Genomic DNA, 15,513 nt, shown 5'->3' on the forward strand with positions numbered 1-15,513 from the left:
ATTGATCGGGATCAATTCCGCTGCGGATCGCGTGACTGGGCCGTTGGGGTGTCCGGGATCTCGGGCAGCATCTCCAGCGCGGTGGGCGTAGTGCGGAGCATGGGATGGAAGCGCGCCGGATGCAGCAGATGGCGGGCCTTGAGCAGGCGGCGTCCGCCGGCAATCAGGGCCAGCAGTCCCAGCGTGCAGGCGAAGAAGACCGGCAACGTCGTTGCGCCGAACCGCTGCATCAGCACGCCTGCCAGCGCGGGGCCCGCCGCAGCGCCGATGCCGTTCAACAGGAGCAGCGCACTGCATCCGGCCAGCAATTGCTCCGCCGGCAGGCGATCGAGCAGATGCGCGACCGCCAGCGGATACAGCGCAAATGCCAGCCCGCCGAACAGGAAGAACAGCGCGTGCATGCCGGTAGGCGTCGCGGCTTCCACACGCAATGCGAGCATCGCCGTGACCGATCCCAATGCGGCCACGACGGCCAGCGTGCTGCGACGGTCGCCCCGGTCCGACAAGCGGCCGATGGGCAGTTGCAGCGCGGCACCGCCCAGGATGGTCACGGCCATGAACGTGCCGATGCCCGCACGATTCAGCCCCAGCGAGGCCGCATAGACCGCACCCAGGCCCCAGAACGCGCCCAGCGCCAGGCCTGCGAGCAGTGCCCCTGCAGCGGCGCTGGGGGCTGCGCGGCATATCTGCAGGATGTGGGTGCGCGGTGCAATACTCAGGGTGGGCGGCTGCAGTTGCGTGGTGCTGACCGGCAGGATGGCCAGCGCGAACAGGATGGCGACCAGGCTGAAGAGCACGGGGCTTCGCGGCGGCTGCAGGTCCAACAGCAATTGACCGCTGGCAAGCGCAAGCAGTGTCACCACCATGTACACCGCGAACACCCGGCTGCGATGTTCGGGTGCTGCCTGCGCGTTCAGCCAGCTCTCGATGACCGTGCACAAGCCGACCAGCGCCATGCCGGTGACGGCGCGCAGCGCCAGCCATCCCATCGGCTCCATCCAGAGCGGGTAAACCAGCACGGCGGCAGCGGCAAGCGCTGCGTGGAAAGCGAATGCGCGGATGTGCCCTACGCGGCGGATCAAGGGAGGCGCAGTGAACGTGCCCAGGAAGAAACCCACGAAGTAACCCGACATCACCAAGCCGGTGGTCCGTTCGCCCCAGCCTTCGGTCTGGCTTCGTACGGCCAGCAGCGTACCCAGCAAACCGTTGCCGCCGAGCAGCAGGGCAACGCTGGTGAGCAATGCGGTGATGGGAAGCAGGACACGAAGCACGGAGAGCGGGCGACACCACGGGGAGACGCTCCACATGCTAGCAACGCGATGCTGAGCGAAAGGTTCACGTGCCGCGCTTCTGTCGTCCCGTGCGGCTGACGTGCCGCGCGGCGCCTTCGGTTATCCTGCGCACGTACCGTGGTCGATATGCAGCAGGCAGGGCTCCCCGATGAGTGAACGCAAGATTCCGGGCATCGATGACTACGAAGGCGCAGCGGGAGGGTGGGGCGCCCTCGCCGCTGTTGCACGCGCACTGAAAAGCCAGATGGCGGTCGGCCGGGAAACCGCTGCGCTGCGGCGCGTCAACCAGCCTGCGGGCTTCGATTGCCCTGGCTGTGCATGGCCGGATCCGCGCCACACTTCGTCATTCGAGTTCTGCGAGAACGGCGCGAAGGCGGTGTCGTGGGAGGCCACCGGCAAGCGCGCGACGCCTGCCTTCTTCGCGGAGCACACGCTCTCAGGACTCTGGGAGTGGAGCGACCATGCGCTCGAGGACGAAGGCCGGCTGACGCATCCGATGGTGTACGACGCCGCATCGGACCGCTACGTGCCGATCAGTTGGGAGGATGCGTTCGCGCGCATCGGTGATGTGCTGCGCGCACTCCCGCATCCGGACATGGCCGAGTTCTATACATCCGGGCGCACATCGAATGAAGCGGCGTTCCTCTACCAGCTGATGGTGCGCGAGTACGGCACCAACAACTTTCCCGACTGCTCGAACATGTGCCACGAAGCGACCAGCGTGGGCTTGCCCGAGTCCATCGGCGTGGGCAAGGGCACGGTGACGCTGGATGATTTCGCGCATTGCGACGCACTGTTCAGCTTCGGCCACAATCCCGGTACCAACCATCCGCGCATGCTGTCCACACTGCGCGAGATATCGAAGCGAGGCGTGCCCATCGTGGCGGTGAATCCGCTGCGCGAACGCGGGCTGGAGCGGTTCACTTCGCCACAGCATCCGGCGGAGATGTTGACCAACACCGCCACGCCGATCGCACAGACGTATTACCAGGTCAGGATCGGCGGCGACCTGGCATTGCTGAAAGGCATGATGAAGTGCCTGCTGGATGCCGATGCCGAGGATCTTGCCGCAGGTGGTCGCGGCGTACTGGACCATGCCTTCATCGCCGAACACACCGAAAGGCTGGATGCCTTGCGCGAGGATCTGGCGCGCACAACGTGGGACGAGATCGTCGAACGTTCCGGGCTGTCGCGCGATGATATCGCCGCCGCCGCGCGACTCTATGCCAAGGCAGAGCGCGTGATCCTGTGCTACGGCATGGGCATGACCCAGCATCGCCGTGGCACGCAGAACGTGCAGCAGATGGCCAACCTGATGCTGCTGCGCGGGAACATCGGCAAGCCTGGCGCCGGCATCGCGCCGATACGCGGCCACTCCAACGTGCAGGGCGACCGCACGGTCGGCATCACCGAGAAGCCTACGCAGGCACTGGTCGATGCGATCAAGCGAACGTACGGCTTCGAATTCCCGCTCACGCATGGCCATGATGCGGTGGAAGCCGTGCGCGCGATCCGCGATGGACGCTCGCGCGCACTGGTATGCATGGGCGGGAACCTGGCGGTGGCGATGCCGGACCCGGAGACCACCATTCCCGCCATGCGTAAGCTGGACCTGGTGGTGCACATCGCCACCAAGTTGAATCGCTCGCACCTGATCCCCGCGCGGCAGGCGTTCCTGCTGCCGTGCCTGGGGCGCACAGAACGCGATGTGCAGGCCAGCGGCGTGCAGTCGGTGACGGTGGAGGATTCCATGTCCATGGTGCATGCATCGCAGGGTGGCCTGCCGCCGGCATCGGAGCATCTGCTGTCGGAGCCGGCCATCGTCGCCGGCATCGCCAAGGCCACGCTGCCGCAGACGAAAGTGGACTGGGATGGGCTGGTGGGCGATTACGACCGCATCCGTGACGACATCGAAGCCGTGTTCCCGATGTTCAGGGATTTCAACCGGCGCGTGCGCGAGCCCGGCGGATTCCGGCTGTACGTCGGCGCATCCCAACGGGACTGGGGCGGTGCGGGCAGGAAGGCGCAGTTCCTGGTGGCCGAAGGATTGAACGAGGATCCCGGCATCGATCAGCAGCATCTGCTGACCCTCACCACAATCCGGTCGCACGATCAGTACAACACCACCATCTACGGATTCAACGACCGTTACCGGGGCGTGAGCGGGCGCCGCGATGTGGTGTTCATGAACAAGCTCGACATGCAGGCGCGTGACCTGAACCAGGGCGACCGGATCCTGGTGGAGTCCCGCGTTGGCGGCAACGACGCGGGTGCGCGTCAGGTCGCGGGCTTCATCGCGGTGGAGTACGACCTGCCGCGCGGCTCGGCGGCGATGTACTACCCGGAAGGCAATCGCCTGGTGCCGCTGGACAGCCACGATCCGCAATCGGGGACGCCGGCCTACAAGTCGATCCCGGTGGTGGTGAGGAAACTCCATGATCCCGATGGCCATGCCGGTTGACCACATCGAGGGAGCCGCAGGACGCCAGGTCATCGATGTCACCGGGGGGGCATCCACGACGCGGCGGGATCTGCTGGCGGAGGAAGTTCCGCTCGCGATCCGCTGCAATGGCGAACCGCTGGCGGTGATGATGGTCTCGCCCTGCGACCTGGAGGATTTCGCGTACGGCTTCGCGTTGACCGAACTCGGTGTCGCGGCTGACGAACTTGTTCAGGTGAACGTCCAGCCATTGCTGGAAGGCATCCAGCTCGACCTGCGCACGCGACATCCTTTGCCCACCCGAGCCGCGGATCAGCAGCGCTGGTTGCCGGGGCGCAGTGGATGCGGCATCTGCGGACACCGGCATCTGGAAGAGGTCATCAAACAGCCGAAGGCGGTCGGGCAGGGGAGTTTCATCGCGTCATCCGCGCTGGACGTCGCGTTGGCCGGCATCGGGGCGCGGCAGCCGTTGAATGCGGCGACCGGCGCGATCCACGCAGCGGCATGGGCGAGGGCGGACGGTACGCTGGTGGTAGTGCGCGAGGATGTCGGGCGCCACAACGCGCTGGACAAGCTGATCGGTGCGATGCTGCGCGAGGGCATCGACGCCGGATCGGGCTTCGCGCTGGTGACCAGCCGTGCGAGTTACGAGATGGTGGCGAAGGCAGCGGTCGCGGCGATTCCACTCTTGGCGGCGATGTCGGCACCCACGGCGTTGGCGGTGGATCTGGCGACAGGCTGCGGGCTGTCGCTGGTCGGTTTCCTGCGTGACGACAGGCATGTGGTTTACAGCCACGCTTGGCGACTGGGGTTGCGCTGAGTCCCTGATGGGGTAAGCGCCGTTGCGGCAACGTACGTCGCCGCACCGGGTGCCTGCGCCGCCCAGCGGCGGTGTCGCCCGCTAGGGAGTCTTGGCTTTGCCTTTCCGCCTGGTCGCCACCGACGCGCGCTTCACCAGTTTGTGTGGAACCACATGGTTGACGATGACCCGCGCAGAGGCGCTGGGGCGTCGGATTTCCCGCAGCAGGATGTCGATCGCCGCATCGGCCATCGAGGCAACCGGCTGGTGGATGGTCGTCAGTTCCGGCCAGACCATGATGGCTGCGGATGTATCGTCGAAGCCCACAACGGACAGGTCGCGCGGCACGTCCAGGCCGCGGCGATGCGCCACCGAAACGACGGCTGAAGCCATGTCGTCGTTGCTGGCGAAGATCGCAGTGGGTGGGCTTGGCAACGCCAGCAGGCTTTCGGCGGCCTCGAGCCCGGAACGGTAGGTGAAGTAGCCGGGTTGGACCAGGTGCTCGTCGAATGCCACGCCCGCCTCCGCCAGCGCATCACGGTAACCCTGCAGGCGATGGGCGCTGGCCGTCTGGTTCGGGTCGCCCTTGATGTAGCCGATCCGCGCATGCCCATGGGCGATCAGATGGGCCGTCATGTCATGGCTGGCGCGATGGTCGTCTATGCGGACGCAGGAAATCGTCTCGCTGAAGCGTCCCGATGCGATCGAAACGACGGGGACCCCGGCCCGCGCGAACTCCATGACGATCGCCTTGGACTCACACAGCGGCGGCGGCAGGATCACGCCCGCCACGCTCCTGGCCAGTTCGCGCGCCGCCGCGCGTTGGCCGTCCACGTCCAGCGTGTCCCAGGTCGCGATGACCAGCTGAGCCGCTGCGCGCGCCGAACCACGCAAGGCGCCGACCAGCAGCTCGCGCAGGTAGCTTGAACTGGGATTGGTGTAGATGAGTGCGATGCACGTGTGTTGCGCCGCAGCGAGCGAACTCGCCGCCAGGTTGGGCCTGTATCCCAGTTCGCGCACAGTGCTCATGACGCGCTCACGCGTGGCGTCACGGACACCGCCGTGCCCGTTGACCACGCGCGACACCGTCATCGGCGAAACGCCTGCGTGGGCGGCGACCTCGTCGATGGTGATGGCGCCTCCCTTTCGCCGGACGGATTTGATCGATTTTTCCATGCTGCTCTGTCTGCTCCGTTTGCCGGGTGCAATCGAGGTACTGCGAACAACGGGGGATGCGGTTGCGGCGAGCGTCGCACATGGAGATGCATCGAACGAACATCGATACGTCGCCCAACTCGCTCGCGCATGGAATCGCGGTTACATGAGCATTCTCGACGAACCTCCATGGAAACGCTTCCATTTCTCTGCTCGGTTACCCACGGAACGTGGTCTTGACGAAGCCACTTACGGGATTGCTGCGCTGCATGGTGACAAACACAGGGGTGCGTGATTAGTCTGCGCCGAACTCGATGGTAGCGCTACCACATTGATCGATGCACTCATCGATCCGTCCTTGGAAGTTGACTGAACGCTTTGTCGCCTTGCGACACGGGAACCAGCCGGAAGAGTGTTTTCAACCGCTGTGCAATGACGGGCGCTATCACCATGCCCGGTCTGGAAATGCGGGCCTGCGCCCGAAGGTGCCCTTGGGGAGGGCGATACATCCAATGATCGAACGTGAGAGGGGAGACCACATGAAAGAGTGCAGGTACCGATGCCATGCACCGGACAAGGCCCAGACCATTGCGGGAGCGCGAATCCATGCCTGCCGCGGCGTTGCTGGCCCTTCAATTCCAGACCTGAGGACATGCTGATGAGTCGTAAGTTGGCGAGGTTCAAGTCGACGGCCATGTTCACCTTCGTGGGTGGCGTACTGGTCATCAATCCCGCTTTCGGGCAGGAATCGCAACAGGCGCAGGCTCCGGCCGCGCAGCAGACACAACAGCAGGCGACGCCGGACGCCACCACACTGGATACGGTCGTGGTCACGGGCTTGCGCAGCAGCCTGAGCCAGGCAATGGACATCAAGCGCGACTCCGCAGGCGTCGTCGATGCGATCAGTGCCGAAGACATCGGCAAGTTCCCGGACACCAACCTCGCCGAATCCCTGCAACGCATCACCGGCATCTCGATCGAGCGCCGCGATGGTGAGGGTGCGCAGGTCACGGCACGCGGCTTTGGTCCCCAGTTCAACATGGTGACGCTCAACGGCCGGCAGATGCCGGGTGCGGATGCGTTTGGTGCTTCGGGCCAGGTCGCCATCGGCGGTGTGGACGGTGGTACCCGCGCGTTCAATTTCGCACAGCTCGCCGCCGAAGCCATCAACGGCATCGAGGTCTACAAGACCAGCCAGGCCCAGGTTCCCAGTGGTGGCATCGGCGCCACCATCAACATCCTGACCGCAAGGCCGTTCAACCATGACGGCGTGGTCGCCAGCGCGGGGGCGAAAGTCGTTTCCGACCGGAGCCAGCCGTTCGAGAATGACCTGACGCCGGAACTGTCGGGCATTTTCAGTTATTCCAACCCCGACAAGACGTTCGGCGTGAGCCTGAGTGCCAGCCATCAGAAGCGCAAGGGCGGCTCGGTGCAGGCGACCGAGAACTACTGGAACGTGCAGCCGTGGACCGGGACGATGCCCGGCGATCCGACCGTGGTCAATGCGCCGGCCATCGGCGATCTCTACGCACGTCCCAATGACTTGCGCTATGCGTTCTCGGAATTCGAGCGCGAGCGCGTGAACGGCCAGGCCGTGGTGCAGTTCGCACCGACCGACAGTCTGACCCTGACGCTGGACTACACGTACTCGACCAACGAGATCACCGAGAACCGTGGCGAACAGGCGATGTGGTTGCAGAACAGCAACTACACCGATATCGAGTTCGACACCAGCGGTGCAGTGGCGACGCCTGTCTATATCCGCGAGATCGCCGGGACCAAGGATTTCGGCATCGAGCAGCAGCGCAGCATGCAGAAGTACAAGCTGGGCTCCCTCGGTCTCAACGCCATCTGGGACGTCAGCGACAGGTTCCGCCTGAGCTTCGATGCCCACAACTCGAAGAACGAGAGCCGGCCCAACGACCCGCTCACCGGCGGCGGCTCGATCTTCATGAGCATCGCCGGCACCAACAACTGCACCGCCGGCCCGCATTGCGGCGGTTCATGGGTGCAGGAGCTGGTGTTCAACAACGGTCTGCCGATCGGCACACAGACCTGGTACCCGACCACCGATGACGCTATTGCCGGGACCAACGGCGTGGTCAATCCCGGATTCGTGGAGGGCGAGGTCGGCTCACAGGTGCTCCGCGTCAATGCACAGACCCAGGTCAGCGAGATCAAGCAGGCCCGCATCGACGGCGAATGGAGCTTCGACCAGGGCCGCTTCCAGTTCGGCGTGGATACCAACAAGTCCACGACCCACCGCATCCAGGCGGCGGAGGCCTACTCGACACTGGGCGATTGGGGTGTGGCCAACGTGGATTCGGACACGGCGGCCGGGTTGATGGATCTTCTACGGCCGGTCAACATCGGCGGCTTGTTCGATGACTACAACGTCACCAGCTGGCCCGTCTGGCGGGGTAACGCGGGCGAACTCGCTCAGTGGGCAGCGGACCAGTATGGCGTGGGACTGGGCGTCAGCCCGCAGCGCGCGGCCGACAACCGGGTGGAAGAGAAGACCCATTCGGCGTACTTCCAGGTGGAGCTGGAAGGCGAACTGGGTGGCATGCGTACCAACACCCGCCTCGGCGTGAGATACGAGACGACGGATGTCGTGTCGACCTCGGTGATCGCGATCCCCGAGGCCATCGAGTGGCAGGCCAACAACGACTTCCGCATCGTGCTGTCCGACGAGCAGCAGCCCTTCAGCGAGAAGGCCAGCTACAGCTACATCCTGCCCAACCTGGACTTCAGCATCGATTTCACCGATGAACTGAAGGGACGCGCGTCGTTCGGCAGGAGCATCGCGCGAGCCCCCTATGGCAACCTGTACGCCGGCCCCGGCGCGCAGCAGCCCTTCGGTTCGGTGCTGCTCGATCCGTCCGTCCGCGCAAGCGGGAACGCGCAGAATCCGAGCCTGAAGCCGCTGGAGTCGGACAACCTCGACCTGGCGCTGGAGTGGTACTTCGCCGATGCGAGCTATGTGTCGCTGACGTACTGGAACAAGTCGGTCGACAACTTCATCGGCAACACCGTCGGTCAGGAATCCCTGTACGGTTTGAGGGATCCCACCTCGGGCCCGGATGCGCAGACGGCACTGGCCTTCCTCACCAGTGCGGCATGTGTGACCCAGGTCGGGGCCGCCAATGCGGCGGCGTGTTCCGCCAACGACACGTCGCTGTTCACGGCCCTGGCCCTGCTGCGCAACGATCCGGCGGGCCTGGCGGCGTTCAATGGTACCGGTGCGCAGACGCTGGCGACCGAAGCAGCCTACAACCTGTACGGTGAAGCCGATGATCCGCTGTACCAGTTCAACGTCAACCGGCCGATCAACCAGAACCAGTCCAAGCTGCATGGCTGGGAACTGGGTGGCCAGTACTTCTTCGGCGACAGTGGTTTCGGCATCCTGGCCAACTACACCGTCGTGCGGGGCGATGTGGGATACGACGACGGCGGCGATCCGGCCATCGACCAGTTCGCTCTGACAGGCCTGAGCGACACGGCCAACGCCATGTTCATGTATGAGAAGCATGGATGGTCAGTCCGTCTGGCTTGGAACTGGCGCGACGAGTACCTGATCCTCGCGAACCAGGGCGCGAGCCGCAATCCGTACTACGTGGAAGAGTACGAGCAGTGGGACCTGAGCGTGAACTACACGCTCAACGACCACTGGTCGTTCGGTCTGGAGGCGATCAATCTGACCGGTGAGGACGTCCGTTGGCGTGCACGCACCGACCAGATGATCGTCAAGCTGGCCGACCAGAGTCCGCGCTACATGGTGGGCGTGCGCTACAAGTTCTGAGTTTGGCGATAGACGCCCTCTCCGGATATCGCCGAGCGGGGACCGCTGCGCGAGCAGCGGTCCCTTTTAGCAAGTCGTGCCGCCGGATGCGGCTCGAACACGATCTGCCAGCGTTAGTATCATCGGACGCCTCCTGGCTTCCCCGAGAGAAAAGATGGCCCGCTACGAACTCCTCAACAATGTTTCACACAAGGATCTGCGTGTCGCGACCGGCTTCGGCCCCCAGTTCGGCGACGACGTGGGCATGGTGCGGGCGTTTCCCAGCGAGTTCGCCGAGCTGCAGCGGGAGTATTCGATCTTCCTGAGGAAGGATCCGGGCACGGGAGAATGGCAATCCGTCGTTCTCCTGGGTTTCGAACAACGCGAGAATCTGTTCCTGCAGGATGGCCGGTGGAATGCCGCCTATCTCCCGGGTGCGGCAGCGAAAGGGCCTTTCCTCATCGGCTTCCAGGAGCAGCGCATCGACGGAGAGTTGAGGAAGGAAGCCGTGATGCATGTGGATCTCGACCATCCGCGCGTGAACTTCGCAGCGGGTGAGCCGGTATTCCTTCCGCAGGGCGGTAACAGCCCCTATCTCGAGCATGTTGCGGGCGTCCTGCGTGGCATCAGGGATGGCAGTGAATTCGGCTCCGGCATGTTCGCGGCCCTGGATGCGATGGGCCTGATACAGCCCGTCAATCTGGATGTGCAATTGGATGACCGACACCGCGTGGGCGTCAATGGCTTGCACGGCATCGATCGGGAGAAGCTGGCCGCGCTGGACGGAAACGCATTGTTCGAGTTGAACCGCTCCGGCTACCTGGAAGGCGCATACCTGATCCTGGCGTCGCTCCACAACATGCGCCGCCTCATGGCCGAGAAGCAGCGTCGCCTGCGTGCGCAGGATGCCGCGATGCCGCATGGCGGGAACTAGCCGTCATGTCGACGGACGGTGCAGCAATGCGTGTCCTGGAAAGCGTGCGTGCGGATGCGCTGCCGCTGGAAGAGCTGATCTCGGATGGCCAGCCCGTGCTGCTCAGGGGCGTCGCGCGCGACTGGCGGCTGGTGCAGGCAGGATTGCGATCCGCGCAGGACGCGATGTCCTACCTGCTCGGCTTTGATGCCGGCAGGCCGATCCAGTACTCCTTCGGTGGGCCCGGCATTGCCGGCCGGCCTTTCTACAACGAGGACTTCACCCGACTGAATTTCGACGTCAGGCGTGGATCCCTGGCCCAGGTGCTCGGAGAAATATCGGACCATCTGGACGACCCACGTCCGCCCACCTACTACGTGGCCTCGCTGTTGGTCGATGGAGCACTGCCTGGCTTCGCCCACGCCAATGGCCTGCCATTGGCCGCGCACGATATCGATGCGCCACCCAGCATCTGGATCGGCAATCGCGTGGTCGCGTCCTGCCACTTCGACGCACCCAACAACCTGGCGTGCTGCGCGGTAGGCAGGCGGCTGTTTACGTTGTTTCCGCCGGAACAGATCGAGAATCTCTATCCCGGCCCGCTTGATCCCACGCCCGGAGGGCAGGTCGTGAGCGTGGTCGACTTCGATGATCCCGACTACGAGCGCCATCCGCGATTCCGCAAGGCGCTGGCCACCGCGCAGACCGCACTGCTCGAACCCGGCGACGCCATCTTCATTCCCAGCATGTGGTGGCACCACGTGCGCAGCCTCGAGCCGTTCAACGTGCTGGTCAACTACTGGTGGCGCAGTTCGCCAGCGTTCCTGTCTTCGCCGTTGCCGGCTTTGCACCATGCCCTCTGGACGCTGCGGGATCTTCCGGAACGTGAGAAACAGGCATGGGCGAAGGTGTTCGAATACTACGTCTTCGGTCCCGGCGAGAGGGCGGGGGAGCACCTGCCCGAACAGGCGCGCGACATGTTGGGACCGATGGATGAAACTCAGGCGCGGCGCATGCGCGCCATGCTGATTGGACGGCTCAACCGCTAGCCCACGCAAGGAGACACCGCATTGGACGATCGAGTAGCCCCGACGGGACACATCCGCAAAGTGGTGATCGCAGGCGGCGGTACTGCGGGCTGGCTCGCGGCGTGCGCGCTTTCGCACCAGTTCCGTGATCGGCTGGACATCACCCTGGTCGAGTCCGAACAGATCGGTACCGTGGGAGTGGGGGAGTCCACCGTCCCGCCCATCCGCACGTTCCACCGTTTCCTTCAGATCGACGAACAGGAATTCCTGCGCGCCGTTGCCGGCACGTTCAAGCTCTCGATCTCGTTCGAGAACTGGCGCCGTCCGGGGGATCGCTACATCCATCCCTTCGGTATCACGGGGCAGGGCACGTGGGCGGCGGCGTTCCATCATTTCTGGCTCGACAGCCTGCGCCGGGGAATGCCGTCGGAGCTGGGGGACTTCTGCCTGGAGACGGTCGCTTCGCGGGGAGACCAGTTCTCGCTGCAGACGCAACCGCAGGTCAACTACGCCTACCACTTCGACGCCGGCCTCTACGCGAAGTTCCTTCGCCGCATCGCCGAAGGCCATGGACTCAAGCGCGTGGAAGGAAAGATCCGCGAGGTCAGGCAGCATGCGGATGATAGCGCTGTGCAGTCCCTGGTACTGGAAGACGGACAGGTCATCGAGGGCGACCTGTTCATCGATTGCACCGGCTTCCGCGGCTTGCTGATCGAACAGACGCTACGCACGGGCTATGAGGACTGGAATGAATGGCTTCCCAGCGACCGGGCGGTGGCGGTCCAGACCGAATCCGTGGGTCCGCCCGTGCCGTACACGCGGGCGATCGCGCACGAGGCCGGCTGGCGTTGGCATATCCCGCTGCAGCACCGCGTCGGGTGCGGCCTGGTGTTCTCCAGCCGGCACATGTCCGACGATGAGGCGCGCGCCAAGCTCCTGCGCGACGTGGGTGCGCCTGCGCTCCGTGACCCCTGGCTGGTACCGTTCCGCACCGGGCGCCGACTGAAGGCGTGGAACAAGAACGTGGTCTCACTGGGTCTGGCCAGCGGCTTCATCGAGCCCCTGGAGTCGACCAGCATCCACTTGGCCATCAGTGCAGTGGTACGCCTGGTCCAGCTGTTTCCCTTCGACGGCATCGCCCCGTCGCTCGTGGAGCTATACAACGACGTGAGCCGCGCGGAGATGGAACACGTGCGGGACTTCATCATCCTTCACTATCATGCGACGCAGCGCGAAGAGCCGATGTGGAAGGCGTGCCGCGAGATGGCATTGCCCGAGTCGCTGGGCATCCGCCTGCGCGCGTGGCGCGAACGCGCCCATGCCTGGCAGGATCCGGACGAACTCTTCCGGGTCGACTCCTGGACCCACGTATTGCTGGGCCAGGGCATCATGCCAGGGCAGCCCCATCCCCTGGCGCGTGCGCTGGCGGATGACGACCTCCGGAAACTGTTGGCGTCCATTCGCCAGCCCATCGATCACGCGGTCGCGCAGATGCCATCGCAGCAGGCGTTCATTGATCGCTACTGCAAGGCCGGATCGGAAGTATGGGGCAGCCGGCCGGTGTCCCTTTAACCGCCGGGACGCGCGGACAAGCCCATGCTGATCACGCCTCATGCGGATATCCGGATCACGCGGCACACGATCGGCAAGGAAGGCGCGCCGCTGCTGATCATCGACAACGTGATGTCGGATCCGGAGCGGATGGTGCGGAAGGCGGTCACACGCCAGTACGTGAAGCAGTCTTCGATGTTTCCCGGCATTCGGGCGCCTGCACCGCCTTCCTATCAGCACTTCCTGGAGGCGACGCTCAATCCGTTGTTGCATGAGTGCTTCGATCTGGCACCTGGCCGCTTCGTCTTTCCCATGTGCCATTTCTCGCTGGTCACGCAACCACCGGCCAGCCTGCATTTCCTGCAGCGCGTACCGCACATCGACTCGGTCAGCCGGCAGGGTCTGGCCACGGTGCATTACCTGTTCCGCGGCGCATGGGGTGGCACGGATTTCTACCGGCATCGTCAGACCGGATTCGAGTACGTGGATGAAAGCCGTCATGCAGCGTACTTCGATTGCCTCGCGCAGCAGGGTCATCACGACGCCGATTCGACTGTGGGATACATCAACGGCGACACGACCTCGTTCGAGCGCATAGCGGAGGTCGAGGGGGTATTCAATCGGCTCATCGTGTACCGGCGGAACTCATTGCATTCGGGACGGATCGACAACCATCGGCCGCTTCCTGCCGACCCGGTGCTCGGAAGGTTGTCGATCAATGCCTTCATCGACGTCGCACGCTGAGCGGGGTGCCGCGGTCATTCCTGGCGAAGCCGCCCGATACGGCTCAAGCGGTTGTTTTTCAATGCATTTTGCGGCGCAGCACGCTTTTTCTGTGGGTGCTGGTTACAGTGTCGTCGCCAGCGCGGGAGGCACCGCCTCCGCGCTGGCAGAGGGAGCAATTCAGAGGTTCCCTTTTTTTACCGGACAAAATGGTAGCGCTAACTTTTTGAGCGCCGGAGGCAGGAATCGATGGCTTTGACCGCCGGAATCGACGCAGGCACGCAGAGCCTGAAGGTGGTGGTGTACGACGCTGCGGCGCGTGCGGTGGTGGCCAGTGCCAGCGCGCCGTTGGAGCTGATCAGCGGCGAGGACGGCAGCCGCGAGCAGCATCCCGCCGATTGGGTCGCCGCGATGCAGGCGTGCTTCGACCGCATCGATCCGGTACTGCGTGCGCGCATCGTGGCGCTGTCGGTGTCGGGCCAGCAGCACGGCTTCGTGCCGGTGGATGCTGACGGTGCGGTGTTGGCTCCGGCCAAGCTGTGGTGCGACACCAGCACCACGGCCGAGTGCGCGCAGATCATGGACGCGGTCGGCGGTTCGACAGCCACGATTGCGCTTGCCGGCAACCCGATCCTGGCCGGCTACACCGCCTCCAAGCTGCCGTGGACGAAGACCCATCGCCCCGAGGCTTATGCACAACTGGCGACGATCCTGTTGCCGCACGACTACCTCAACGTCGTGCTCACCGGCCAGCGCTTCTGCGAGTGGGGCGATGCCTCCGGCACCGGCTGGCTCGACGTGCGCACCCGCACGTGGTCCAACGAGCTCCTGCGCGCCACCGATGCGGACCGCGATCTGGCCGACTGCCTGCCGCCGATCGTAGCATCCGATGCGCTGTTCGACATTGATCCCGCTACCGCCTCGCAGCTGGGACTGCCTACGACGGTCAAGGTCGCCGTCGGCGGCGGCGACAACATGATGGCGGCCATCGGTACCGGCTGCGTGGAAGAGGGCCGGCTGGCGATGAGCCTGGGCACTTCGGGCACGCTGTTCGCTTATTCCGATACCCCGGTCGTCGATCCGCACGGTGCCTGGGCCGCGTTCTGCTCCTCCACCGGCGGCTGGCTGCCGCTGATCTGCACGATGAACTGCACCGTGGCCACCGAACAGGTGGCCAAGGCCTTCGGCTTCAGCACGCGCGAGGGCGACGCGCACCTGCACGCCACCCCGCCCGGTGCGGACGGGCTGGTGATGCTGCCCTTCCTCAACGGCGAACGCACGCCGGACCTGCCGCTGGGCAAGGGCGTGCTGGCCGGGCTGGATACAAGCAACTTCACCCCGGCCCATGTCTACCGCGCGGCGATGGAAGGGGCGACCTACAGCCTGAAGTACGGCTTCGATGCCTTCGTGCGCGCCGGCATGGCCTTCGAGCGCATCGTGCTGACCGGCGGCGGCAGCAACAGCGCGGCGTGGCGCCAGCTGGTGGCCGACGTGTTCGGCCTGCCGGTCGATGTGCCGGTGCAGGCCGAGGGCGCCGCCTTCGGCGCGGCCCTGCAGGCGCTGTGGGCATGGGGCCGTGCCGATGGCGATGCCGCATCCATCGCCGACATCGCACGCGCCCATGTCGCCACCGAGGCGGCCTTGTCCGCCACGCCCGATCCCACCCGCACGCAGGCCTATGCCGCGGCCTACCAGCGCTTCCTCCAGCACCTCGATGCCCTCACGCCGCTGCAGCGCGGCTGACATCCCACGCACATCACGCACAACCACAGGACCCCGCACCATGAGCACCCAGCCCTTCATCGGCGCCCAGGAATACTTCCCCGGCATC

Annotated in this window: 10 protein-coding genes; 8 read left to right on the top strand and 2 right to left on the bottom strand. The window is 64.9% G+C overall.

All coding sequences use genetic code 11. From position 1 onward, the window contains the following. Nucleotides 1-11: 11 nt before the first annotated feature. On the bottom strand, nucleotides 12-1,259 hold the full coding sequence (locus IB223_RS08650; protein ID WP_192201302.1) for an MFS transporter: 1,248 nt from the start codon (nucleotides 1,257-1,259) through the stop codon (nucleotides 12-14). Nucleotides 1,260-1,440: 181 nt separating this feature from the next. On the opposite strand from IB223_RS08650, the gene IB223_RS08655 reads away from it, so the two are divergent. Both IB223_RS08655 and fdhD read left to right on the top strand, forming a co-directional pair. Next, nucleotides 1,441-3,753 (top strand): FdhF/YdeP family oxidoreductase, encoded by a 2,313-nt coding sequence (locus IB223_RS08655; protein ID WP_192201168.1) that lies wholly within the window; start codon nucleotides 1,441-1,443, stop codon nucleotides 3,751-3,753. Then, entirely contained in the window at nucleotides 3,728-4,552 is an 825-nt protein-coding gene (gene fdhD / locus IB223_RS08660; protein WP_225590865.1) for a formate dehydrogenase accessory sulfurtransferase FdhD, read from the top strand. The genes IB223_RS08655 and fdhD overlap by 26 nt, the downstream gene beginning before the upstream one ends. Before the next feature lie 81 nt (nucleotides 4,553-4,633). Here fdhD and IB223_RS08665 read toward each other — a convergent pair whose 3' ends face one another. Next, nucleotides 4,634-5,707, bottom strand: coding sequence for a LacI family DNA-binding transcriptional regulator (locus tag IB223_RS08665; protein ID WP_192201169.1), 1,074 nt, complete (start codon nucleotides 5,705-5,707; stop codon nucleotides 4,634-4,636). A 637-nt stretch (nucleotides 5,708-6,344) separates the two neighbouring features. Between IB223_RS08665 and IB223_RS08670 the strand changes: the two genes are divergently transcribed. From IB223_RS08670 to xylB, 6 genes are all read left to right on the top strand, one after another. After that, complete coding sequence (locus IB223_RS08670) at nucleotides 6,345-9,488, top strand: TonB-dependent receptor (RefSeq protein ID WP_192201170.1); 3,144 nt, start codon at nucleotides 6,345-6,347, stop codon at nucleotides 9,486-9,488. Nucleotides 9,489-9,642: 154 nt separating this feature from the next. Beyond that, entirely contained in the window at nucleotides 9,643-10,401 is a 759-nt protein-coding gene (locus tag IB223_RS08675) for a SapC family protein (RefSeq protein ID WP_192201304.1), read from the top strand. Nucleotides 10,402-10,427: 26 nt separating this feature from the next. Next, nucleotides 10,428-11,429 carry a cupin-like domain-containing protein gene (locus tag IB223_RS08680; protein WP_192201171.1) on the top strand — a complete coding sequence of 334 codons (1,002 nt, stop codon included), beginning with the start codon at nucleotides 10,428-10,430 and terminating at the stop codon, nucleotides 11,427-11,429. Between the two features lie 21 nt (nucleotides 11,430-11,450). Then, a complete protein-coding gene (locus IB223_RS08685; RefSeq protein WP_225590866.1) occupies nucleotides 11,451-12,980 on the top strand; it encodes a tryptophan halogenase family protein in 1,530 nt (509 codons plus the stop codon). Nucleotides 12,981-13,004: 24 nt separating this feature from the next. Further along, a complete protein-coding gene (locus IB223_RS08690) occupies nucleotides 13,005-13,703 on the top strand; it encodes a DUF6445 family protein (RefSeq protein ID WP_192201172.1) in 699 nt (232 codons plus the stop codon). Between the two features lie 228 nt (nucleotides 13,704-13,931). Next, nucleotides 13,932-15,425, top strand: a complete 1,494-nt coding sequence (gene xylB / locus IB223_RS08695) for a xylulokinase (protein WP_192201173.1) — start codon at nucleotides 13,932-13,934, stop codon at nucleotides 15,423-15,425. Nucleotides 15,426-15,513: the final 88 nt, after the last annotated feature.

This window comes from Pseudoxanthomonas sp. PXM03 (assembly GCF_014852005.1).
Taxonomy (GTDB): Bacteria; Pseudomonadota; Gammaproteobacteria; order Xanthomonadales; family Xanthomonadaceae; genus Pseudoxanthomonas_A.

Bases quoted from the DNA above. Each gene is read 5' to 3' on its own strand.
- IB223_RS08690 (WP_192201172.1), top strand. From the start codon at position 13,005: ATGCTGATCACGCCTCATGCGGATATCCGGATCACGCGGCACACGATC.
- IB223_RS08680 (WP_192201171.1), top strand. From the start codon at position 10,428: ATGCGTGTCCTGGAAAGCGTGCGTGCGGATGCGCTGCCGCTGGAAGAG.
- IB223_RS08675 (WP_192201304.1), top strand. From the start codon at position 9,643: ATGGCCCGCTACGAACTCCTCAACAATGTTTCACACAAGGATCTGCGT.
- IB223_RS08670 (WP_192201170.1), top strand. From the start codon at position 6,345: ATGAGTCGTAAGTTGGCGAGGTTCAAGTCGACGGCCATGTTCACCTTC.
- IB223_RS08665 (WP_192201169.1), bottom strand. From the start codon at position 5,707: ATGGAAAAATCGATCAAATCCGTCCGGCGAAAGGGAGGCGCCATCACC.
- fdhD (WP_225590865.1), top strand. From the start codon at position 3,728: ATGATCCCGATGGCCATGCCGGTTGACCACATCGAGGGAGCCGCAGGA.
- IB223_RS08655 (WP_192201168.1), top strand. From the start codon at position 1,441: ATGAGTGAACGCAAGATTCCGGGCATCGATGACTACGAAGGCGCAGCG.
- xylB (WP_192201173.1), top strand. From the start codon at position 13,932: ATGGCTTTGACCGCCGGAATCGACGCAGGCACGCAGAGCCTGAAGGTG.